The organism is Salinibacter pepae (assembly GCF_947077775.1).
Classification (GTDB): Bacteria; Bacteroidota; Rhodothermia; order Rhodothermales; family Salinibacteraceae; genus Salinibacter; species Salinibacter pepae.
This window is the reverse complement of record NZ_CAMTTE010000001.1, coordinates 338,564-359,794: the sequence shown is the minus strand read 5'-3', so window position 1 is coordinate 359,794 and position 21,231 is coordinate 338,564. Positions and strand designations below refer to the sequence as shown.

Annotated in this window: 19 protein-coding genes and 1 tRNA gene; 10 read left to right on the top strand and 10 right to left on the bottom strand. The window is 67.0% G+C overall.

The annotated features are described in order from the left end of the window. Nucleotides 1-63 precede the first annotated feature (63 nt). From OJA40_RS01575 to OJA40_RS01545, 7 genes are all read left to right on the top strand, one after another. Complete coding sequence (locus OJA40_RS01575; RefSeq protein ID WP_208425977.1) at nt 64-1,020, top strand: cobalamin-binding protein; 957 nt, start codon at nt 64-66, stop codon at nt 1,018-1,020. Nucleotides 1,021-1,176: 156 nt separating this feature from the next. Beyond that, nucleotides 1,177-2,226, top strand: a complete 1,050-nt coding sequence (gene queA, locus OJA40_RS01570) for a tRNA preQ1(34) S-adenosylmethionine ribosyltransferase-isomerase QueA (RefSeq protein ID WP_208425976.1) — start codon at nt 1,177-1,179, stop codon at nt 2,224-2,226. A gap of 53 nt (nt 2,227-2,279) precedes the next feature. Beyond that, the gene (gene ispD, locus OJA40_RS01565) at nt 2,280-3,014 is read left to right on the top strand and encodes a 2-C-methyl-D-erythritol 4-phosphate cytidylyltransferase (RefSeq protein WP_263809845.1); all 735 of its coding nucleotides are present in this window, start codon (nt 2,280-2,282) and stop codon (nt 3,012-3,014) included. Between the two features lie 46 nt (nt 3,015-3,060). Continuing rightward, nucleotides 3,061-3,534: a 2-C-methyl-D-erythritol 2,4-cyclodiphosphate synthase gene (gene ispF / locus OJA40_RS01560; RefSeq protein ID WP_208425975.1), complete on the top strand. Its 474-nt coding sequence runs from the start codon at nt 3,061-3,063 to the stop codon at nt 3,532-3,534. Nucleotides 3,535-3,575: 41 nt separating this feature from the next. Continuing rightward, the gene (locus OJA40_RS01555; RefSeq protein ID WP_208425974.1) at nt 3,576-4,232 is read left to right on the top strand and encodes a DedA family protein; all 657 of its coding nucleotides are present in this window, start codon (nt 3,576-3,578) and stop codon (nt 4,230-4,232) included. Between the two features lie 63 nt (nt 4,233-4,295). Further along, nucleotides 4,296-4,368, top strand: a tRNA-Thr gene (locus OJA40_RS01550). Nucleotides 4,369-4,495: 127 nt separating this feature from the next. Next, nucleotides 4,496-5,983 carry an SLC13 family permease gene (locus OJA40_RS01545; protein ID WP_263808113.1) on the top strand — a complete coding sequence of 496 codons (1,488 nt, stop codon included), beginning with the start codon at nt 4,496-4,498 and terminating at the stop codon, nt 5,981-5,983. A gap of 19 nt (nt 5,984-6,002) precedes the next feature. Here the strand turns inward: OJA40_RS01545 and OJA40_RS01540 are convergent, their stop codons facing one another. Beyond that, nucleotides 6,003-7,061: an AI-2E family transporter gene (locus OJA40_RS01540; RefSeq protein ID WP_263808112.1), complete on the bottom strand. Its 1,059-nt coding sequence runs from the start codon at nt 7,059-7,061 to the stop codon at nt 6,003-6,005. An 82-nt stretch (nt 7,062-7,143) separates the two neighbouring features. Here OJA40_RS01540 and OJA40_RS01535 point away from each other — a divergent pair, with 82 nt between their 5' ends. Together OJA40_RS01535 and OJA40_RS01530 are read left to right on the top strand one after the other, a co-directional pair. Continuing rightward, complete coding sequence (locus OJA40_RS01535) at nt 7,144-7,689, top strand: gamma carbonic anhydrase family protein (RefSeq protein WP_263808111.1); 546 nt, start codon at nt 7,144-7,146, stop codon at nt 7,687-7,689. 102 nt (nt 7,690-7,791) lie between these two features. Further along, nucleotides 7,792-8,643 carry an alpha/beta hydrolase gene (locus tag OJA40_RS01530; RefSeq protein ID WP_208425971.1) on the top strand — a complete coding sequence of 284 codons (852 nt, stop codon included), beginning with the start codon at nt 7,792-7,794 and terminating at the stop codon, nt 8,641-8,643. 35 nt (nt 8,644-8,678) lie between these two features. Here the strand turns inward: OJA40_RS01530 and OJA40_RS01525 are convergent, their stop codons facing one another. The 8 genes from OJA40_RS01525 to purN all read right to left on the bottom strand — a co-directional run bounded on the left by OJA40_RS01525 (nt 8,679) and on the right by purN (nt 16,884). Further along, entirely contained in the window at nt 8,679-9,044 is a 366-nt protein-coding gene (locus tag OJA40_RS01525; RefSeq protein ID WP_263791682.1) for a phosphoribosylaminoimidazole carboxylase, read from the bottom strand. A gap of 21 nt (nt 9,045-9,065) precedes the next feature. Then, a complete protein-coding gene (gene hslU, locus OJA40_RS01520; RefSeq protein ID WP_263809844.1) occupies nt 9,066-10,511 on the bottom strand; it encodes an ATP-dependent protease ATPase subunit HslU in 1,446 nt (481 codons plus the stop codon). A gap of 59 nt (nt 10,512-10,570) precedes the next feature. Next, nucleotides 10,571-11,680 (bottom strand): NYN domain-containing protein, encoded by a 1,110-nt coding sequence (locus OJA40_RS01515; protein ID WP_263808108.1) that lies wholly within the window; start codon nt 11,678-11,680, stop codon nt 10,571-10,573. Between the two features lie 104 nt (nt 11,681-11,784). Next, nucleotides 11,785-12,348 (bottom strand): ATP-dependent protease subunit HslV, encoded by a 564-nt coding sequence (gene hslV / locus OJA40_RS01510; protein ID WP_013062117.1) that lies wholly within the window; start codon nt 12,346-12,348, stop codon nt 11,785-11,787. A 227-nt stretch (nt 12,349-12,575) separates the two neighbouring features. Then, nucleotides 12,576-13,397, bottom strand: coding sequence for a rod shape-determining protein MreC (mreC, locus tag OJA40_RS01505; RefSeq protein ID WP_263809843.1), 822 nt, complete (start codon nt 13,395-13,397; stop codon nt 12,576-12,578). Nucleotides 13,398-13,452: 55 nt separating this feature from the next. Beyond that, a complete protein-coding gene (locus tag OJA40_RS01500) occupies nt 13,453-14,460 on the bottom strand; it encodes a rod shape-determining protein (protein ID WP_011404386.1) in 1,008 nt (335 codons plus the stop codon). A 165-nt stretch (nt 14,461-14,625) separates the two neighbouring features. Next, nucleotides 14,626-16,212 (bottom strand): bifunctional phosphoribosylaminoimidazolecarboxamide formyltransferase/IMP cyclohydrolase, encoded by a 1,587-nt coding sequence (gene purH, locus OJA40_RS01495; RefSeq protein ID WP_208427727.1) that lies wholly within the window; start codon nt 16,210-16,212, stop codon nt 14,626-14,628. Between the two features lie 18 nt (nt 16,213-16,230). Further along, nucleotides 16,231-16,884 carry a phosphoribosylglycinamide formyltransferase gene (gene purN, locus OJA40_RS01490; protein WP_263808106.1) on the bottom strand — a complete coding sequence of 218 codons (654 nt, stop codon included), beginning with the start codon at nt 16,882-16,884 and terminating at the stop codon, nt 16,231-16,233. Between the two features lie 713 nt (nt 16,885-17,597). Between purN and OJA40_RS01485 the strand changes: the two genes are divergently transcribed. Beyond that, the gene (locus OJA40_RS01485; RefSeq protein WP_208425555.1) at nt 17,598-20,408 is read left to right on the top strand and encodes a PAS domain-containing sensor histidine kinase; all 2,811 of its coding nucleotides are present in this window, start codon (nt 17,598-17,600) and stop codon (nt 20,406-20,408) included. 72 nt (nt 20,409-20,480) lie between these two features. Here OJA40_RS01485 and OJA40_RS01480 read toward each other — a convergent pair whose 3' ends face one another. Next, a complete protein-coding gene (locus OJA40_RS01480) occupies nt 20,481-21,158 on the bottom strand; it encodes an HAD hydrolase-like protein (protein WP_208425554.1) in 678 nt (225 codons plus the stop codon). Nucleotides 21,159-21,231: the final 73 nt, after the last annotated feature.

Genomic DNA, 21,231 nt, shown 5'->3' with positions numbered 1-21,231 from the left:
GACCAGGGGGCGCTCCGAGGCCCCAGTTGCCGCGCACTTTCTCACACAGTCCCCCGCCCCGCCATGCGCATCGTCTCGCTACTGCCGGCCGCAACCGAGTGGATCTGTGTCTTCGGGGGAGAGGACCAGCTCGTCGGGCGCTCCCACGAATGCGAGTACCCGGAGCAGGTGCAGGACGTGCCCGCCGTGACGGCCCCGACCTACGCGTCGGACGGCGACTCCGCCGCCATCGACGACGCGGTGCAGGGGCAACTGCAGGACGGGCTCAGCCTTTACGACGTGGACCTGGAGCGATTGCGGGCGCTGGAGCCCGACCTGATCGTGACGCAGGACCAGTGCGACGTGTGTGCGGTGAGCCTGCCGGAGCTGGAGGTGCAGCTCGGGGAGTGGGCCGGCAAACGCCCCGAGGTGGTCTCGATGCAGCCGCAGACGCTAAAGGAGGTGCTCGACGAGGCGCTCCGCCTCGCCCGGGCGATGGGGGCCCTGGAGGCGGCGATGGAGGTGATCGCCAACCTCGAAACGGGCCTTCGGGTCCTCCGCGACCAGATTGGGGTGGACCGCTCCACGAACCCGCAATCGCTTCCCTCCGTGGCCTGTGTCGAGTGGCTGGAGCCGCTCATGGTGGCGGGGCACTGGATGCCCGACGTGGTGGAGATGGCGGGGGGGCGTCCCCTCATCGGCACCGCCGGGACACCCACCGCGCCGATCGAGTGGGACGAGCTCCGAGCGGCGGACCCGGACGCCCTGGCCCTGATGCCCTGCGGCTTCACCATCGACGAGACGCGGCGCGACCTGCACTACCTGACCAACCGGCCCGGCTGGGACGCCCTGTCTGCGGTCGAGGACCAGCGTGTTGCCCTGCTCGACGGCAATGCGTATTTCAACCGCCCGGGCCCGCGCCTCTACCGCGCCATTGAGGTGCTCGCCTCGGTGCTCCATCCCGAGGCCCTCCGCCCGGAGCCGCCCATTGCGGCCTGGGAGCGTCAGTGGCTGCACGCGTCCGACCCCACACCCGCATAGAAAGATGGAAAGCCCGCGTGGAGCGGGATCAACTCGGCCCGAAGGAGAGTGTAGTAGGATCGGCATTCAAATCACACCCGCCGTGGCTCGCCTGCGACCATCGCCCGTGGGCCCCGCGCCTGTTCAACTCACCCGTTGCCCGACCGACGACCGTATATGAAACGCTCGGAATTCAGCTACGACGTCCCCGAAGAACTCGTCGCAGAATATCCGGCCGATCCCCCCGACTCCTCCCGGATGATGGTGTTGGATCGGGAGTCCCACGACATCAACCACGACAAGCACTTCCACGACCTTCCGGAGTACTTCTCGGAGGGGGACGTGCTCGTTGTGAACGACACGAAAGTCTATCCGGCGCGCCTCTACGGCCAGAAGAAAAAGACCGGCGCCGACATCCAGGTTTTCCTCCTTCGCGAGCTGAACCCGGAAAGCCGGCTCTGGGACGTGGTGGTCGACCCGGCCCGGAAAATTCGCATCGGCAACAAGCTCTACTTCGACGACGACCTGATCGCGGAGGTCATCGACAACACCACCTCCCGCGGCCGAACCATCCGCTTTTCGTTCGACGACGTGAACGAGGCGCTGTACCAGAAAATCCGGGACATCGGGGAGACCCCGTTGCCGCCCTACATCGACCGCGAGGTGGAAGAGGAGGACCGAGACCGGTACCAGACCATCTTCGCCGAGAATCGCGGGGCCGTGGCCGCTCCGAAGTCGACCCTTCACTTTACCGAAGACGTGCTGAAGCGCCTGAAGGAGAAGGGCGTCCACGTGGTCCCCATTACCCTCCACATCGGGCGGGGCAAGTCCAAGCCGGTGGACGTGGAGGACCTCTCCAAGCACCGGACGGACTCGGAGGAGTACGACATCCCGGAGGAGACCGCCGAGGCCGTCAACCGCGCCCTGGCGTCCGACGAGAATACCGTCACGGCCTGCGGCACGACCGTCGCGCGGGCCCTCGAGTCGAGCCTCTCGGCCGACGAGACGGTGAAGCCGGACCACAGCTGGACGGACCTCTTCGTGTACCCGGAGTACGAGTTTAAGATCGTGGAGCGGATGATTACGAACTTCCACCGCCCCGAGAGCATGCTCATGATGATGGGGGCGGCGTTTGCGGGGTACGACTTCCTGTTTGAGGCCTACGAGGAGGCCTTCGAGGAGGAGTACCGGCTCTTCGCGTTCGGGGACGCGATCTTCATCAAGTAACGGCCCGGAAGCCCGAAGTGCCGACTGCCCGTTGCACGCGGCCCCGGATTCGCATGGATGATGCTGATGCTCGTGCCCGTTCGGACGAAGTGGCCGTCCTCATCCCGGCCGCCGGGCGTGGGCGCCGGCTGGGGGGACGGCCCAAGCAGTTCCGGGCCCTCGGCGAGCACGCGGTGCTGGTGCAGGTCCTTCTCTCGTTTGAACGACACCCGGCCGTGGGCCACGCCGTGGTGGCGGCCCCCGAGTCCCGCGTGACCGAGGTCACCGACCGTTTGCAGGCGGAAGGCCTCAGCGTGCTGACGGCCGTCGTGGGGGGCGGCGCCGATCGGCAGTCCTCCGTGCGACACGCCCTCCGGGCGGTGCCCCACCCCGTGAACACGGTGCTGGTGCACGATGCGGCCCGCCCCTTCGTCGCGGCGGCGCAGGTGCAGGCCGTCGTCCAGGCCGTCCGCACCGGCGGGGCGGCGTCGCTGGTCGTCCCCGTGGCCGACACGCTCCGCCGGGGCAACGCCGACGGGCTGGGGGAGACGGTCTCGCGGGACGGCCTCTACCGGATGCAGACGCCCCAGGGCTTCCGCCGCGAATGGCTCGAGCACGCGCATCGTCGCGCATCGGCCGAAGACCTGGCGGCGACCGACGACGTGGCCCTCGTGCAGCAACTGGACCACGACGTGGTTCCGGTGCCGGGGAGCCGGCGCAACTTCAAAATCACGACGCCGGACGACTGGGCGCTCGCCCAGGCGCTGTGGCCGACATGGAGAGACGCCCCCGAACGGTTTGACCTGTAACCGTCGGCGTCGTCGTAGTGTTGCTTTCCGTAGCTGAGAACATCCCATGCGCATTGGTTTTGGGTACGACGTGCACCGCCTGGTCGAGGAGCGGCCTCTGATCCTGGGCGGCGTACAGGTGCCGCACGACCGGGGCCTCGCGGGCCACTCGGACGCGGACGTCCTCCTGCACGCGGTGGCCGACGCCCTACTCGGGGCCGCTGCGCTCGGAGACCTCGGGGCCCACTTTCCCGATACCGACGCCGAATGGAAGGACGCCGACAGTCAGGCCCTGCTCCAACGGGTCGTGGAGCGGGTTCAGCACGCCGGTTATGCCCCCCACAATGTCGACGCGACCGTGCTTCTGGAGCGCCCCAAGCTGCGCCCCCACGTCGACGAGATGCGGACCAACATTGCACGTGTGCTTTCGTTTCCGCGCGACGCAGTGTCCGTACAGGCGACCACGACGGAGGGAATTGGCTTCGTGGGACGGGAGGAGGGGGTGGCGGCACAGGCGGTCTGTACGATCCAGCCTGCGTAGCGAGAAAGGCTCCGACACCGACTTGGCCGTAGCGTTTGAGTATGCTCGACGGATTCTCCAACTTCTTTGCCTGGATGGAGGCGCTTTCCCCGATCTGGGCGTACGTCACCCTGCTCGTCATCGCGTACGGCGAGAACGTGTTGCCCCCGATTCCGGGCGACATGGTCGTGGTCTTTGGGGGATACATGGCGGGCCTCGGGCAATTGCACCTCGGCGTCGTGATTTTGCTCTCCACGGCCGGGGGCGCACTTGGCTTCATGACGATGTATGCCGTTGGGTACACGCTGGGGCGTTCGGTCCTGAACCCGGATCGCCTGCAGTGGCTGCCCCGTGAGGGCTTCGACCGCGCGCAGCGCTGGATTCACCAGTACGGCTACGGCGTCATCGCGGCCAATCGCTTTCTAAGTGGGGCCCGGTCGGTGATTTCGTTGACGGCGGGCATGTTTCGGATGGCGACGGCCCGTACGGCCTGGTGGTGCACGGTGAGCGCGCTGGTCTGGACGGGGCTTATCAGCTACGCGGGGTACGCCGTGGGGGAAAACTGGGACCTCGTCGTGACGTACCTCCGCGCCTACGGCCGCATCGTGTTGACGATACTGGTTCTGGGTGCGGTCGGGCTGGGGGCACGGTGGTACTGGCGGCGTCGGCGGAGGACGGCGACGGGGGACGGCGACGGCGGCCCCTCTGAACCCCGCTGACCGGTCGAAACTCGGCACGATGCGAATAGTTGATCCGGATGGCTGGTCGCCTCGGCCCCGTTTGCTGACGTAGCTCAACTGGTAGAGCAGCGCACTTGTAATGCGCAGGCTGGCGGTTCGAGTCCGCCCGTCAGCTCTATAGCCCATTGCCTGCCGGACGCCAGGTGCGTCCGCGGGCTCTTGTGTTCCCCTCCCGAGCCGTGCCCGTGTCGAGAGGCCCGGCCGTCACCTCCTGCCCCTCGGCGCTGGCGCTTCGTTCGGCCATGGCCCCCGACTCTACCCCGCTCCGTCAGCAGATGGGTCTTGCAGGCGGCGCGCTCCTATGCGGGGTGTTGTTGCTGGTGCCGGGCCCGGAAGGACTCGACCCGGCGGGATGGCGCACCGCCGCGGTGGGGGTGCTGATGGCCGTCTGGTGGGTTACGGAGGCCCTTCCGATTTCCGCGACTGCCCTGGTGCCCCTCGTCCTGTGTCCCCTGCTGGGCATCACCGACATTGAGGGCGCCGCCGCCCCATACGCCAATCCCCTGATCGTTCTCTTTCTGGGGGGCTTCTTGCTGGCACAAGCGATGCAGCGGTGGCGGCTGCACCGCCGCGTGGCGCTCGGCATCGTGCAGGGGATTGGGACCGAGCCCCGGTCGATTATCATCGGGTTCCTCCTCGCGTCGGCCCTGTTGAGCATGTGGGTGAGCAACACGGCCACGGCGCTCATGATGCTGCCGATCGGGCTCTCGATCATCGACTTCGTTCGGGACCAACTGGAGGCCCGGGGCGAGACGATGCCGCCGCACTTTCCCCTCGTGCTTCTGCTCGGGATCGCGTACGCCTGCAATGTGGGCGGCATGGGCACCCTCATCGGCACGCCCCCGAACGCGTTGCTCGCGGGCTTTTTCTCCGAGACCTACGGCGTGGAGGTGGGCTTCGCCCAGTGGATGGTCGTTGGACTGCCGCTCGTGGCGGTGGCACTGCCCCTCGTATACCTCGTGCTCACCTGGGTCTATCCCATCGAGTTGGATCGGCTGCCGGGGGGCACCCGGGTGATCGACGCCGAGTGGGAGCGGCTGGGGCGCATGACGACGGCGGAGGGGCGGGTGGCCGCCGTCTTCGTGTTGACCGCGACCCTGTGGGGGACGCGCCCCCTGTTCGCCGACCTGCTTCCCGGACTCTCCGACGCGGGCATTGCGGTCGGGGCCGGGCTCCTGCTCTTTGCCCTGCCGGCCGGGACCGAAGCGCGTGCGCTCCTCGTCTGGGAGGACGCCGAGGAGCTGCCGTGGGGCGTGCTCCTGCTGTTCGGTGGGGGGCTCAGTCTGGCGTCCGCCATTAGCGACACCGGCCTGGCCGCCTGGATTGGGGAGGGGGTGAACGCCCTCCGTGGGGGGGCCACGCTCCTCGTGGTGCTGGGGGCGGTCGCCCTGATCGTGGGGCTCACCGAAATTACGAGCAACACGGCCACCACGGCGGCGTTTTTGCCCATCCTCGGGGCCGTGGCCGTGGGGTTCGGGGAAAATCCGTTCCTGTTTGCGGTGCCGGCCGCCCTGGGGGCGAGCAGTGCGTTTATGCTCCCGGTGGCCACCCCGCCGAACGCCATCGTCTACGGGAGCGGACTGCTCTCCATTCCCGAGATGAGCCGGGCCGGCGTCTGGCTCAACCTTGCATTTGTCGTCCTGGTCACCCTGATGGCGTACGGGCTGCTCGGGGTGGCCTTCGGGGTCGAACTCGGGACGGTCCCGGCGTGGGCCTCGGCCGGGCGGTAGCGCCAGGGGCGGATCGCGTTCAGTGCTCGCCCAGAAGCGAGACCTCATCGCCCAGCACGTCCTCCACGTAAAGCGTCTGCACGAGCACGATCACGACGATGGCGAAGGGGGTGGCCAGGAGCACGCCCCCGGCCCCGGCGCTCACGCCCCCGATGAACTGGGCCGTAATGACGGTGGCGGGCGGGATGTGGACGGCCTGCTGCTGCACGAGCGGGGAAATGAGGTAGCTTTCCAGCAACTGCACCGCCCCGTAGACCAGAATGACGTAGAGCACCTCCGTGGGCCCAATCAGGGAGGCCACGAGCAGGGCCGGCAGTACGGACAGGACGGGCCCCAGGTACGGCACGAAGGAAAAGAGAGCGGCGAGGAGCCCGAGGGCGATGGGGGACGGAATGCCGACCACCCGCAACCCGACGGCCGTCAGCACCCCGACGATCAGCATGAGAATCAGCCGGCCGGTGAGCCACCAGCGCAGGGCCCGCCCAAGCGCGGAGAGAACGTCCCGGGCCCGGGGGCGCGAGGGGGGCGGGACCAGCTGAACCACACCATCGAGGTACGACTGCGGGGCCGCCCCGCCGTAGATGCCAATGAAAAGGATGATGAACCCGTTGACGAGGAGGTTGAGGGTGTCCCGAAATACGTTGGTCACGCGGCCCAGGACGCTGGAGACCGGCGGCAAGAGCTGACTGGGGGTCACGTATCGTTGCATCCAACCGTACCGCTGAACGGTTGTGCGGATGCGGGAGGCGAGGCGCTCGGCCGCGTCCGGCAGCAAGGTGGCCAGGGCACTCGCCTGCTCGGAAATGTCGGGCCCGGCCAACGCCCAGAGGCCCACGAGCACGCCCCCCAGTCCAATCAGCGTGAGGGCGACAGCGAGGGGGCGGGGCAGGCGGGTGTCCTCGGTCAACTCCTGGGTCACCCCCGCGAGAAACACGGCCAGCAGAATGCCGGCGAAAACGGTAAACAGTACCTCGACCAACTGCGTTGCGACGACGAGGACGAGTACCCCCGCTACGGCCAGCCCCATCGTCACGTAGGGGCGGCGTGAGATGTACGAGTCGGGGGACGACGCAGCCATAGACGAAAGACCGTGGAAGGGCGCAGAATACATCGAGATGGGTCGCCAAATCGTATCGCCAAATATCCCCCTCAGCCGCACCATGATCAAGCCTTTTCTGGGCGTCGAGCCCACGCACGACGACACGAACTACATCGCGGAGACGGCCGCCCTCGTCGGAGACGTCATTCTGGGGCGCGACGCGAGCATCTGGCACCACTGCACCCTCCGAGGGGACGTGAACTGGATCCGGGTGGGGCCCGAGACCAACGTACAGGACCACACGGTCGTCCACGTCACGCACGGCACGGCGCCGGCCGACATCGGCGCGCGGGTCACAATTGGACACGGGGCCATTGTGCACGGGTGCACCGTCGAGGATGAGGTGCTGGTGGGCATGGGGGCGACGATCTTGGACCACGCCGTGATTGGCCGCCACAGCATCGTGGGGGCGCAGGCGCTGGTGACGAAGGGCACCCGGGTGCCGCCCCGGTCGCTCGTCCTCGGCCAGCCCGCCGACGTGGTGCGGACGGTGACGGACGAAGAGGTGGCGGGAATTCAGGCGGGCGCGGACAACTACCTGCGCTACGGCGACGTGCACGCCGGAACGGAGAGGCCGGCCGAGAATCCGTGGTACGATCCGGTGTAGCCGCGAAAGCGTTACGGCGGGGTTGCATCGTGGGGGACCCACGTCGGTGGCTTGCCATTCGCCGCACCGCTGCCCGTTCTTCCGCATCACGTCCTCCAGTTTATGCGCACCACCGTTCTCCTGCTGGCCCTGTCGGTCGTACTCGCCGGATGCTCCACAATCACGATCGACGAGGAAACAGTCTTTCAGCCGAAGCCGTCGGTGACGCCCGAGACGTTCTCCGTTGACGACGTCGACCTTTCGGTCCGTAGCATTCCGGTTGCGGACAGTGCCTCGGTCAACGGCTGGCACCTCACGCAGGCGGACGCCGAGACGACCGTCCTCTTCTTCGGGGGCAATGGGTTTTATCTCGTCCAGTCGAAGGGGTACTTGCGCGCCCTGACGCGCCCCCCGGTGAACGCGTTTCTCTGGGACTACCGCGGGTACGGACGGAGCGACGGCGCGCCCAGCGCCGCGAACGTCCGCGACGACGCGCTCGCGGTGTACGACTCCCTGGTCGCGCGTCCGGGGGTCTCGCCGGACGAACTTCTGGTCTGGGGGCACTCGCTGGGCAGCTTCCTGGCCACGCACGTCGCGTCCGAACGCACGGTGGGTGGGGTCGTGCTCGAAAACCCGGCCACGAACGTCGACGCCTGGAAGAGCTACCTCTTCCCGTGGTACGTCCGGCTCTTCCTCGGCGTTGAGGTGGATCCGGCCCTGCAGCAGGACGACAACCTGGAGCGGGTTCGGTCCCTAAAGGTCCCCCTACTCGTGGTGGGGGGCAGTGAGGACCAGGTCACGAACCCGGCCATGGCCCGGCGCCTGCACGCGGAGGCGGCGAGCGAGAACCGCCGGCTCATCATCGTGGACGGAGGGGGCCACAATGACCTCTACGAAGACCCGGAGGTGCGGGCGGCGTATCGCGCCCTGATCGACGAGATCACCACGGAGGCCCCGGCCCAGTCGTCCCGGTAGGCCACCGTGCCGCGGCCGAGGGCCGTGCGGCCCCGTTAGGAGTCGCCGTCGCGGGACGAGGACGGGGGCGGCCCCTCCGATGGGGAGCGCCAGCTCGTGTTGAGCCCGCTGAGGGCGAGTATGCCGCCGCCTACGGCCGTGCCGGCCACCGGAAGGGGAATGCCCACCGTGAGTCCGGCCAGGAGGCCCTTCACAACAGCGATGCCCATCCCGTCCCCCCCGTAGCGGCGCTGAACAATGCCGGTGCCGAGGCCCGCCACGACGAGCCCAATGATCGCAACGAAAGGCGTCGAGAGCCCGAGCGTAACCGCGTTCTCCGAAAACAGGAGCCAGTCGAGCCCCAGGATGAGCGCCCCGCTGGCGGGGTGGAGACGGAGTGCAGAGTGATCGGGGTCCGACATGGTGGGGGCGCCGGCCGCACGTTACAGGATGTACTGACTGAGGTCGCGGCTCGACGCGATCGAGCTCAGGCGATCCCGCACCCTGTCGGCGTCGATGGTGATCTTGGAGCCGGGCGGGATTTCCTCGGGGACGTCGAACAGAAGGTCCTCCAGGAGCGTCGTCAGCACCGTGTGGAGGCGTCGCGCGCCGATGTTCTCCACGTCGGCGTTCACCTCGGCGGCGATCCGTGCGAGCTCGCTAACCCCTTCCTTCTCGAACTCAATCGTGACGTCCTCGGAGCGGAAGAGGGCGCGGTACTGCTTGACGAGCGCATTCTTGGGCTTCGTGAGGATCTCGTAGAAGTCGTCCTCGTCGAGGTTGTTGAGCTCCACCCGGATGGGAAAGCGGCCCTGCAGCTCGGGAATGAGGTCGCTGGGCTTGGAGGCGTGGAAGGCCCCGCTGGCGACGAAGAGAATGTGGTCGGTCTCCACCATGCCGTGCTTGGTGGTGACGGTGGAGCCCTCCACGATGGGGAGGAGGTCCCGCTGCACGCCCTGTCGGGAGACGCCGGCGCCCTGCCCGCCCTCGTCGCGGGTGCGGGTGCCGGAGGCAACCTTGTCGATCTCATCGACGAACACGATGCCGGCCTGCTGAACCCGCTCCAGCGCGTCCTCCTTCACCTGATCCATGTCGATCAGCTTCTGCGCCTCCTCCTGCGTAAGGATCTCGCGGGCCTCTTCCACGGTCACGCGCCGCGTCTTGCGCTTCTGACCGCCCCCGAGGTTGCCGAAGAGCTCCTCCAGGTTGACGCCCATCTCCTCCATGCCCATGGGGCCGAACATCTGCATCATCGACTGCGAGTCGGACGTGACCTCAATCTCAATCTCCCGGTCGTCGAGGTCGCCCCGCTCCAGCTTGTCCCGAAACTTCTCGCGGGTGCGGGCCCGGAGGCTCGTCTGCTCGCCCTCCGACTCGGCCTCGTCCGTGTCGCTCACCGTCACCCCCGGCTCGTCGGAGGCCCCGTCGCCGGCCCGGGACTGCGTGTCGTCGTCGGGGGGAATGAGAATGTCCAGGATGCGCTCCTCGGCCAGCTTCCGCGCCCGGTCCTGCACCTCCTCTCTGTGCTCCTTCTCCACCATGTTGACCGCGATGTCCGTGAGGTCGCGGATCATGCTGTCCACGTCGCGCCCCACGTAGCCGACCTCCGTAAACTTGGAGGCCTCCACCTTGATGAAGGGGGCCCGGGCGAGGCGGGCCAGGCGGCGGGCGATCTCGGTCTTGCCCACGCCGGTGGGGCCGATCATGATGATGTTGTTCGGCACGATCTCGTCCCGCATGTCCTTCGGCGCGTTCTGGCGGCGCCATCGGTTGCGGAGGGCAATCGCCACGTTCTTCTTGGCGTCCTCCTGCCCGATGATGTACTTGTCGAGCTCGTCGACGATCTGGCGGGGGGTAAGGTCTTCAACGTGCTGGGTGACGTCAGGCATACAGGGGCGGACTCAGCGGTGATCGGAAGGATGCGAGGAAGGACGGGACGCCGGTCGTTTTACTCCTCGGCGTCCGTACGGGGGGACGTTTCGCCCCCGGTTTCGCTCGTGACGGTAGAGGCCGGGGCGGTCGGCGACGGGACGGCTCCGTCCATGTCGTGTGCGTCGGCGGACCCCTCTCCGTCGTCGTGGCGGCCCGAATCGGGGCTGGAGTCGGGGGGGGTGCTGCCGGCGTCGCCGCCCGAGGACGCGTCCGTGGTCGACGACGAGTGGCCGAGCGTCTCGTGGAGGTCCTGGACGTCGGGGTGCTCGTCGTTAACGATGAGGACCGTGTAGTTGTACGGGTAGCCGTTCCGTTTTTCCAGGCGGGCGGCCCCGGCGGCCTCCAGTTCGCTCACGAGCGATTTGGGGTCCTCGTCCGGGCCCATGAGGTCGGAGAGCTTGCGGAGCAGGGGCGTCAGGTACACCTCGTCGTACTGCCCGAAGTGCTCCTCCGTAATTTTGATGGCCCGTCGTGCCGCGGGGTTGTCGAGCGACTGAAACTGCTGAGGGGGCGGGGCGTCGGGCGACTGGGCGCGGGTGTACGCGGACCCACGGGTGGGGGCGTTCGCCAACAGGTCCTCCCGCGACTCTTCGCTGAGGAGGTTGCGGGCGTCGAGGTACCGACTGTCCTCGGCGAACGAGGGCGTATCTGCCGTCTGTGGGGGATTGACGGCGGCCACCAGGGGGCGGCAGCCCTGCTCCCGAATCCAGCGGACGAGCGGAAGATAGGGACGATTCCCCGTGACAATGACAACCGTCTGCAGGTCCGAGCGGCGCGTCAGGGCCTGGGTCACGTCGAGCGTGAGCCGGACCTCGGAGGGATTGTCCTGCATTCCCGCGGGCACGTGAATCGGGTTGATGCCCTCCCGGTGCAGGGCGGAGGGGACCGGCGCGTCGTTCTCGTCGAGCAGCGTGTCGAAGGTCCCGTAGGCGCGGCCGTAAATGGTGGGGGTGTCGTCCCCCTCCTCAAGGTAGCGGCGAACCTCCTCAAAAATCTCTTCCGCGTACGCGCTGGTCGATCGGTCCCGCCCGCTTTGGGACTCGAGGATGGAATAAAGATTGTCGTAGTCGATAAACATGGCGGCCTGTCGTGGCGGGCCGCCGTCGGTTGGAGCATCGTAGGACATAAACAGGTGTGTCCTTGGTTTCAGAAAATATAATGTCGAGGCCCTGGGGGCCGGTCGCTTATGAATGGAGCCCCCGAAGGCCGCACAGCAGTTGACGTTCGCCGCTAGTCCGACTCGGCCTCAATGTCGCGGATGGTTCGGTTATGATTCGTGTAGATGCAAATGTCCGCGGCGATTGAGAGGCCGTTTTCGACGATGTCACGAGCGGTAAGCCCCTGCGCGTTTTGAAGGAGGGCGCGGCTTGCGGCGAGGGCGAACGAGCCCCCGGACCCAATCGCGATGATGTCGTCGTCGGGCTCGATGACGTCGCCCGCCCCGCTAATCAGAAGCAGCTCCCCGGGGGAGGCCACCGCCAAAAGGGCCTCCAGGCGGCGGAGGTACTTGTCGGTGCGCCACTCCTTCGCCAGTTCCACGGCCGCCCGGGCCACGTTGCCGCCGTACTCCTGGAGCTTCTCTTCGAAGCGTTCGAACAGGGTAAAGGCGTCGGCGGTGGAGCCGGCAAATCCGGCCAGAATGTCCCCGTCGTACAGCGACCGAACCTTCTCGGCCTTGTGCTTGACGACCGTCTCGTTCATGGTGGCCTGGCCGTCCGACCCAAGGGCAATCTGCCCGTTGTGGCGGACGCCGAGGACGGTCGTGGCGTGGGGGGAGTCGGTGTCGGCGGTCATGTACGAAAGAAGGAACCATCGCAGTGGGAGAGCGCGCGCGTCCTGCAGGGGCGTTTCACAAGCAGGAATCTTACACCTTGTATGTACGACTCACGCGAGGGGCGGTTCGAGACTGACCGGCCAGACCGTCACACGCCGCGTTTTTTGCCAAACTTTAGCCGGGGCGCCTGGCGGATCGTGCGTCGACCCTCCCACGTCGACGAATGGCGATGCCGCACAGGGGCGGGCTACCGGGAGGGCGGTTCTTCGAGGGCCTGTTGCGCCGGGGCGGGCTCCCGCACAATAACGACCGCGTGGCTAATCTCGTAGAGCGGAACGGCGGGCCGGAGGAAAATGTCGAGCTCGCTTCGTCCGGCGGGGGCGGCCACGGAGTCGATGGTCCCAATGCGGCGCCCCGGGGGGAAGACATTGCTGTGGCCACTGGTCACCACGCGCTGGCCCGCCTCCACGGGTTCGGTTTCCACGACGTGGTCGAGCTGGAGCCGGTCGAGGCGCTCGCCGTCCCAGCGGACAATGCCTTCGGCCCGGAGCGGGAGGACCGTGCCCGGCACCCGGAAGTCCGTGTTGAGGAAGGGCATGACCCGGGCGTAGTGCTCGTTGGTCAGGACGACGGTGCCGACAATGCCCCGTTCATGCACGACCGGCATCCCCTCCGCCACGCTGTCGGCGGTGCCGACATCGAGGATGAGGAAGTTGTCCTTCTGGAAAATGTCTTTTGTGACGATGCGGGCCGGACGGAGGCGGGCGTCGGTCGTGTCCGTGAGGCCGAGCAGGCGCCGCAGCTCGTCGTTGCGCTGGCGCATGTCGCGGGTGCGGGCGACCTGGCTGGAGAGCTGAATGTTTTCGCGCCGCAGCTCGTCGTTGCGTTCGAGGACGCGGAGGTAGCGGCCCATCCACGCGAAGGTGCTTTCGACCTGGGCGGTCCACCCCAGGGCCTGGGCCCGCAGGGAGCGCACCAGTGGCTGGTTTTGGGTCAGCATCAGGGTCGCCGCCACCAAGAGAGTGGCGCCCAGAAGAAGCCAATCGGTGGGGCGGGTCTGAGACGCCATGGGTGGAGGGGGGCATCCGGTCCGAAGGGGCACCGACGGGGCGCGTCGTGCCGTTTCAGGTAAGGACGCGCTCGTAGTTTTCCAGGTTCTCCAGGACCTCGCCGGTACCGCGCACGACGGCCTTCAGGGGGTCCTCGGCCACGTACACCGGGAGCTCCACGCGGTCGCGGAGCATTTGGTCGATGCCCTCGAGGAGGGCCCCGCCCCCGGTCATCATGATGCCCCGCTCCAGCACGTCCGCCCCCAGCTCCGGGGGGGTGCGCTCGAGCGTGCGCAGGACGGCGGCGCTGATCTGTTCGAGGTTGTCGTGGAGGGCCTCGCGCACATTGACCGACGAGATCGTACGCACCTTGGGAATCCCGCTCACAAGGTCGCGTCCCTTTACGGACAGGTCCAGCTCCGTGTCGAGCTCGATTGCGCTGCCCACCTCACACTTGATGCGCTCGGCAGTCCGGGAGCCGATGAGCAGATTGTGATTGCGCTTGAAATACTGCACGATTGCCTTGTCGAGCTCAGCCCCCCCGACCCGGAGCGACTCGTCCAGCACGATGCCGGAGAGGGCAATCACGGCAATTTCGGTCGTCCCGCCGCCAATGTCCACGACCATGTTGCCCACGGCCTCCTGGATGTCGAGCCCAATGCCGATGGCCGCCGCCATCGGTTCGGACACGAGGTTGACCTTCCGGGCCCCGGCGTGCTCGGCGGAGTCCCGCACGGCGCGCTTTTCCACCTCCGTGATGCCGCTCGGGACGCACACGACCATGCTCCGGATGGAGGTGAGCCAGTTGTTCTTGACCTTCCGGAGCAGGCCCTGGATCATCTCCTCGGCGACCTTGAAATCGGCGATGACGCCGTCCCGCAGCGGCCAGATCGTCTCGATGTCCTGGTGGGTGCGCTCGTGCATCTGGAGGGCCTCGTGGCCAATCTCCCGCACTTCGTTCGTGTCGGAATCGACCACGACGATGCTCGGCTCGTTGAGGACGATGCCCTCGCCGCGGATGTACACGAGGGTGTTCGCCGTCCCGAGGTCAATGGCGACGTCCTGAGAGAGGTTGAAAAACATCGATTGTTCTATACGGATGAGGGCCGGAGGAGGAGAACGGGGGGAGGGCTGAGCCGGCCGGTGGGGCGGAGACGGGGGGGCGGCGGTTCAGAAATGGCCTGCGCCTGGAAGGGGACGCGAGCACGGCGGCCCTTCCGAGCGTGGAGGGCGCTCTCCGGCGTGCGCTCAGTGCCGGAAATGCCGCTGACCGGTGAGGATCATGGCCACGTCGTGGGCGTCGGCGGCCTCGATGACGTCGTCGTCGCGGATGGACCCGCCGGGCTGAATGGCCGCGCGAGCCCCCTCGTTGGCGGCGGCTTCTAGACCGTCGGCAAACGGGAAAAACGCGTCGGACGCTACCACGGAGCCGGTGAGGTCAAGTTCCGACTTTTCGGCCTTGAACACCGCCAGCTCGGAGGCGTCGATGCGGCTCATCTGCCCGGCCCCGACGCCGAGGGTGGCCTGATCGCGGGCGTAGACGATCGCGTTGCTCTTCACGTGCTTGGCCACGCGCCAGGCAAAGTTGAGGTCGGCGCGCTCGTCGTCGGAGGGGGCGCGGGCGGTTGGGACCTGCCAGCCGTCCCGGGCGGTGGCGGCGGGGGGCAGCGCCGGGTCGCGCGTCTGCACCAGCAGCCCCCCCAGCACGGAGCGGACGTCCAGCCGGTCGGTGCCCCGGGCCGGTTGTTTGGCACGGACGACCCGGCGCCGGTCCTGCTCCGTGAGGAACTCGAGCACGCCGGGTTCAAACTCGGGCGCGATGACGATCTCGGTAAAGATCTCGTCGATGGCCTCCGCGGTGGCCCGGTCGAGGGCCTGGTTTACGACGACGATGCCGCCGTAGGGGGACTGGGTGTCGGTGGCAAAGGCCTGGTGCCACGCCTCCTCCAGGGTGTCGGCGGTGGCGACGCCGCTGGGGTTGGTGTGTTTGAGGATCGCACAGGTCGGCCCCGCGTCGCGAAACTCGTCGATGAGCGCGAGGGCGCTGCTCGTGTCGAGCAGGTTGTTGTAGGAGAGGGCCCTGCCGTGCAGCTTGTCGTAGAACGGGGAGGGATCGCCGTAGAGGGCGCCCTCCTGGTGCGGGTTCTCGCCGTAGCGAAGGGACTGGGCCTGCGGCACTGCGACGTCGTAGGTGGGCTGGAGGTCGCCGTCCCCGTCCGCATCGGCCCCGGAGGAGCGGGACAGGTGCGCGTCGATGTCCCGGTCGTAGGCGGCCGTGTGGGCGAAGGCCGCCTCGGCGAGGCGCCGGCGGGTGGGGGCGGAGAGGTGTCCGTCGTTCTGCTCCAGCTCATCGGCGACGGCGGCGTACTGGGCGGGGGCCGAGACCACGCCGACGTCAAAGTGGTTCTTGGCGGCGGCGCGCAGCATCGTCGGGCCGCCGATGTCGACGTACTCCATGACCGTCTCCGGGGCGGCGTCCGGATCCTGGACCGCTTCGGAGAAGGGGTAGAGGTTGCCGACGACGAGGTCGATGGGGGCGTAGTCGTGCTCGTCCAGTGCCGCCATGTCGTCCTTGCGCGAGCGGCGGGCGAGGATGCCGGCGTGGAGGGCCGGGTGGAGGGTCTTGACGCGTCCCGACAGCACCTCGGGCACGCCCGTCACGTCGGCCACGTCGGTGACGTCGATGCCGGCGTCGCGGAGCGTGTCGGCGGTTCCGCCGGTGGAGATGAGTTCTACGTCGAGCGATCGGAGCCGCCGTGCGAAGTCGGCGATCCCGGTCTTGTCGTAGACGGAGAGAAGGGCGCGGCGAACGGGCGAGGGGGCGTCGGAGGGCATGCGGAGGGGGAGAGGGAGTTATTCTGAATCAGTGGGGGAGCGACGGGAGGGGGCGGGGGCGTCGATCCGGATGCAGCGGCCGTTCTGGTGCACCCGACCCGCAGCGAAGAGGCGGAGGGCCTCCGGGTAGAGGCGGTGTTCCACCTCGCGGACGCGGCCGGCGAGGGCCGCGGGGGTGTCGTCGGCGTAGACGGGGACTGGTTCCTGCAGCACGATGGGGCCGTGGTCGTACGTCTCGTCCACCAGGTGCACGGTGGCCCCGGTCCAGTGGACGCCGTAGTCGATCACGGCGCGGTGGACGTGCATCCCGTACATGCCCTGCCCGCCGAAGGCCGGGAGGAGCGCGGGGTGGATGTTCGTCATGGAGCCCCGGTAGGCATCAACCACGTTCGGCGGAATTTTCTGCATGTAGCCTGCGAGCGCGACGAAGGTCACGTCGTGTGCGGCTAGGCCATCCAGGAGCGCTTGCCCGAAGGCCTCGGGGCTCTCGAACGACGCGGGCGGGATCACCTCCGTCGGCACGTCGTGCTGATCCGCCCGCTTGAGCGCTCCGGCGTCCGTGGTGTTGCTAATGCAACACGCCACCTCGGCCGGGAGGCGGTCACCGCCGACCGCGTCGAGAATGGCCTGGAAGTTGGTGCCTTCCCCGGAAGCAAAGACGGCGAGACGCATTGACCGGCCGGCGGTTGGGCAGTAGGACGGGACGTATGCTACTCGTTCCCCAAGATGCGGGTGGGGAACAGTAAATGCTAGCACCTCGCCGGCAAATTTGCTGTGAGATCGTACACGTGCGGGCGCCCCCTTCTCCTGCGCAGTGCGGGGCAACACACGGCCCCTCGACGTTCACGGGGGGATCGTTCCGGAACGCCTCGGCGATGCACTCCGCCAGGGAAAAATGCTTTGACCCCGAGCACATTGGGGGCCTGACGTGCTGATAATCGAAAGACACAGCGTACTGCGAAAGACACAGCGTACTGTACGCATCCGAGGGGCCTCGAACGTATTCCCGATGGGAAGGGGATGAGCCCCGAACTCATTGTTATATCCGAACTCATTGTTAGAATGGTAGTGAGGGGCACCCGGCCGTGGTCAACTACCGTGTCACATAGGCGACCCGAAAGAAAAAACAGCCATCAGCCGACTGGTTTGGTTCGGTCCTTTTCGGCGAGAAAAAGGGAGATGGGTTCCGTTCATCGGACGAGAGGTGCAACAAGCAAACGGAGAAGTGCATCCGACGCAGCCCCCAATTTCGTGAACAAGTTCCTCTTACGTTTAAGTGTCATCCAAAAGAGGAGGTAAATCGTACGAGTAGTGTTTTTTGTATTCCATTGGCAAAAGGTGTGGCACACGCCTTTGGAAGTGTCATCCTCTCAGCCGAGAATGACATGGTTCGCATGGTCCTGACCGTTTTCTCGCTGCTCCGTCCCGACGACGAAGCGCTCTCGTCCGATGAGGGGGACCGCATCCAGCTCTATCGCCTGATGAGCCTCCTCGGGGCGTTCTTGATTACGTCCCTCAGCATCCTCTATCGGCTGTCCGGCCTTGAGTTGGCGAGCCCCAGGTGGGCGTACCTGGGCCTGTCGGGCCTATTCGGGGGCCTCTTCCTGCTGTCCTACGTCTCCAGGTGGATCCGGCGTCACTACGTGCCGCTGATGTGGGGGATTATGTATCTCCAGATGATCTGGGTTGTGGCCGTCGCTACGGCAAATGAGTTCAGAAGTGAGTACGGGCTCGCTCTATTGCTCGTATACGCGTCCATCGGGGTGGTCATCGAACTCGGCGCCCAGTCATTGCGGCCCGTCCTTTGGTTCTTTGGGTTCGGGGGCCTGGTGACGGCTGGGGGGCTGTTCTTGACCCCTGCCCCGAAACTGCAGCCCCCCGTCGTGCTCGCGATCATGGCCGTCGTGGTACTCACGGTCAGTATTTCCCTCCGCGGCCGGATGACGATTCGACGGCAGCGCGATTTGCTCGACCGCCTTGTCGAAACCAGCCCCGGGGCGATCGTTCGCCTCGATCAGGAGGGCACCTTTGTCCAGGCGAACGGGCGGGTGGCGGAGGTGCTCAGGAGCAGTGAAGACGACATCTGCGGTCGAACGTACGCGGAACTGGAATGGACCCTGACGCCATTCGGGACGGACACCATGCCGGAGGAGGCGGTTCCTTTCGACCGCGTGTTGGAAACGGGCGCGTCGGTGCGTGACGCGGAACTCTCGGTCCGGTGGCCGGACGGGACCCAACGGGTGCTTTCGGTGAGCGGGGCGCCCCTCCAGGCGGAGGGAAAAGGCCCAGGGGCTGTGTTTCACCTGCGCGACATCACGGACCGGGTGCGGCGGGAGCAGACGCTCCGGAGGGTAAAGGGCCGCTACCAGACGCTGGTTGATAACTTCCCGGACGGAGGGGTCTTTCTGTTCGACGAGGCCCTGCGGTTCCGGCTTGCGGGGGGGCAGCGGCTGGAGAGCGCCGGACTCCCCCCGTCGAACGTGGAGGGCAAGACCCCGCACGATTTGTTTCCGGACGAGATTGCGCGAGAACACGTTACGTATTTTCGCCGTGCCCTGGACGGGGAAAAGCACGTCTACGAACAGGAATACCGGGGGCAGCACTACCGTGTGCAGACGCTTCCAATCCGGGGGAAGACAGGCGACGTCATCTCCGGGCTCGCGGTGTCTCAAGACATCACCGAGCGGAAGGAGCGAGAACGGCGCCTTCGACAGTCCGAGACGCTCTTCCAAAACGCCCAGGATGCCCTTTTCCTCCTTGATGTGGAGGGCGAGGCGGACGGGCGGACGTTCCGGTACCGGCGTGTCAATCCCGTCTACGAGGAGCAGTTCGGGTATGCCGAGGCGGAGGTCCGGGGACGCTCCCCACGAGAGGTGTTTGGGGGCGACGCACGGCGGCTGATGATGGAGAAGTGCCGGCGGTGCGTGCAACACCGAGAGGCCCGTCTGTACGAGGAGACCATCTCGTTGGAGGGGAGGGACACGTACTGGAAAACCCGCATCGCCCCCGTCGTCGTGGAGGGGCGTGTGCGCCAGATCGTAGGCATCACCCGGGACGTGACCGCACAACATCGGCGCCAGGAGGCCCTGGAGCGACAGAACGACCTCTTCGACCGTGCGCAGGAGATTGCCAGCGTTGGGGCCTGGGAGTACGACGCCAGGACCGACGCCAGCAACTGGACAAAGAAGGCATACGAGATTCTCGGCTACCCGCCTGACGCCGACCCGAATCCGAGAAGGGCGGTGGGGTACTACCACCCGGAGGACCAGCGCCGGGTGCGGACGGCGCTGCGGGACGCCCTTCAGGAGGGAAGGCCCTCCGACCTGGAGGTGCGCGTCGCGGCCGGCGACGAGGTTCGGTGGGCACGCATCCGGGGCGAGCCCCAGTGGGAGGGCGGCGAGGTGGTGCGGATTCGGGGGACGATCCAAGACATCACGGAACGGAAGGAGCGTGAGCGCGCCCTCCGTGAGGCGAAGCAGGAGGCGGAGGAGGCCAGTCAGCTCAAATCTTCTCTGCTCGCGAACATGAGCCACGAGATCCGCACGCCGCTCACCTCGATCATCGGGTTTGCGGAAGCGACCAATGCCGAAGCGAAGGAGCTCGACCTGCCGGACGACAGTCCGCTGCCGAAGTACGCCGAACTGATCGAGCAGAGTGGGCGGCGCCTGCTCGAGACGCTGGAGGGGGTGCTGAACCTGTCGAAGCTGGAAGCCGGCGAGATGGAGCTGGAGGCCCGTCCGGTCGATTTGGTAGGGGAGGCGGAGGCCGTCGCCAAAGAGCTTCGGCCGCGGGCCGAGGAGAAGGGGGTGTCTCTCCAGCTGGAGACGGAGGCGGCATGGGCCGAGGCCGACGAGGGCGGCGTTCAAATCCTTGCACGGAACCTACTTTCCAACGCCGTCAAATATACGGAGACGGGCGGGCGTGTGTGGATCCGAACGTACCGCGAGGAGGAGACCGTTGGCTTCGAGGTCGAAGACACGGGAATTGGCATGGACCCCGAAACCGCCGAGGGCCTTTTTGAGCCGTTCCGGCAGGCCTCCGAGGGGTTTTCGCGCGAGTATCAGGGCACGGGCATCGGGCTCGCGGTAACGAAGGAGACCACGAAGCAGATGGAGGGGAGCATTGACGTGGAGACTGAGAAGGGAGAGGGAACACGGATCACGGTCTGGCTCCCCAGGGCCCACGACGATGAGTGAAACAGCCGGCCGGCGAGGGGGCACGAGTCGAACCGAAGAACGCGTCGGAGGCGGGGGGCCTTTGCGCCGAGTCTACAGGGCGCGCTGCACGAACGCGGAGGGGTCCTCGAGGGAATCAAACAGCAGGTCGGGATCGTGCTGTGACAAGTCGTTCCGCCCGTAGCGGCCGGTGCAGACGGCCACGGCCTGCGCCCCGGCGGCGCGGGCACACTCGATGTCGTGGGCCGTGTCGCCGACGATGACGGCGTGCTCGTGGGGACGGAAGGCACGGCCCGTGTGGTCGGCCGCCCGCCGGGTGGCCAGCTCCGGCAATCGGTTCCGCTCCGCGTGGTCGCTGCCGAAGGCCCCAACGGGAAAGTACTCGTCCAGGCCGTGCGTGGAGAGCTTCTCGTAGGCGATGGGCTCAACGTTTCCCGTCACCAGGCCCAGGTGGATCTCCGGGTGGGCGTCCAACCGGGCCAGCAGGTCCGAGACCCCCGGTAGGACCTCTACGTCCGCCGGCGTCAGCACGTCCCGCATGGTCTCCACATACGTCGTAATCACGTCCTCAATCAGGGCGTCGGTCGCGGGCAGGTTGTTGTGCGCCAGCACCGCCTCCACGATGGCCGGGTCCGTGCGGCCGGAAAACGTCACGCCGTCCGCAGAAATCGGCTGGTCCATAAGCGAGGACAAGGCGGCGTTCACGGCCTCGCGGCCGCGGCCGTTCACCCGAACGAGGGTGCCGTCAATGTCGAAGAGAAGAAGCCTCATCGTATACAGGGAAATCCGGGGGAGGAGAGGACGCGGGGCGCATCACCGAGTGTACCACCCTCGGCCGTCGGGA

Coding starts and splice junctions, on each gene's coding strand:
- OJA40_RS01575 (WP_208425977.1), top strand. CDS start 64: ATGCGCATCGTCTCGCTACTGCCGGCCGCAACCGAGTGGATCTGTGTC.
- queA (WP_208425976.1), top strand. CDS start 1,177: ATGAAACGCTCGGAATTCAGCTACGACGTCCCCGAAGAACTCGTCGCA.
- ispD (WP_263809845.1), top strand. CDS start 2,280: ATGGATGATGCTGATGCTCGTGCCCGTTCGGACGAAGTGGCCGTCCTC.
- ispF (WP_208425975.1), top strand. CDS start 3,061: ATGCGCATTGGTTTTGGGTACGACGTGCACCGCCTGGTCGAGGAGCGG.
- OJA40_RS01555 (WP_208425974.1), top strand. CDS start 3,576: ATGCTCGACGGATTCTCCAACTTCTTTGCCTGGATGGAGGCGCTTTCC.
- OJA40_RS01545 (WP_263808113.1), top strand. CDS start 4,496: ATGGCCCCCGACTCTACCCCGCTCCGTCAGCAGATGGGTCTTGCAGGC.
- OJA40_RS01540 (WP_263808112.1), bottom strand. CDS start 7,061: ATGGCTGCGTCGTCCCCCGACTCGTACATCTCACGCCGCCCCTACGTG.
- OJA40_RS01535 (WP_263808111.1), top strand. CDS start 7,144: ATGATCAAGCCTTTTCTGGGCGTCGAGCCCACGCACGACGACACGAAC.
- OJA40_RS01530 (WP_208425971.1), top strand. CDS start 7,792: ATGCGCACCACCGTTCTCCTGCTGGCCCTGTCGGTCGTACTCGCCGGA.
- OJA40_RS01525 (WP_263791682.1), bottom strand. CDS start 9,044: ATGTCGGACCCCGATCACTCTGCACTCCGTCTCCACCCCGCCAGCGGG.
- hslU (WP_263809844.1), bottom strand. CDS start 10,511: ATGCCTGACGTCACCCAGCACGTTGAAGACCTTACCCCCCGCCAGATC.
- OJA40_RS01515 (WP_263808108.1), bottom strand. CDS start 11,680: ATGTCCTACGATGCTCCAACCGACGGCGGCCCGCCACGACAGGCCGCC.
- hslV (WP_013062117.1), bottom strand. CDS start 12,348: ATGACCGCCGACACCGACTCCCCCCACGCCACGACCGTCCTCGGCGTC.
- mreC (WP_263809843.1), bottom strand. CDS start 13,397: ATGGCGTCTCAGACCCGCCCCACCGATTGGCTTCTTCTGGGCGCCACT.
- OJA40_RS01500 (WP_011404386.1), bottom strand. CDS start 14,460: ATGTTTTTCAACCTCTCTCAGGACGTCGCCATTGACCTCGGGACGGCG.
- purH (WP_208427727.1), bottom strand. CDS start 16,212: ATGCCCTCCGACGCCCCCTCGCCCGTTCGCCGCGCCCTTCTCTCCGTC.
- purN (WP_263808106.1), bottom strand. CDS start 16,884: ATGCGTCTCGCCGTCTTTGCTTCCGGGGAAGGCACCAACTTCCAGGCC.
- OJA40_RS01485 (WP_208425555.1), top strand. CDS start 17,598: ATGGTTCGCATGGTCCTGACCGTTTTCTCGCTGCTCCGTCCCGACGAC.
- OJA40_RS01480 (WP_208425554.1), bottom strand. CDS start 21,158: ATGAGGCTTCTTCTCTTCGACATTGACGGCACCCTCGTTCGGGTGAAC.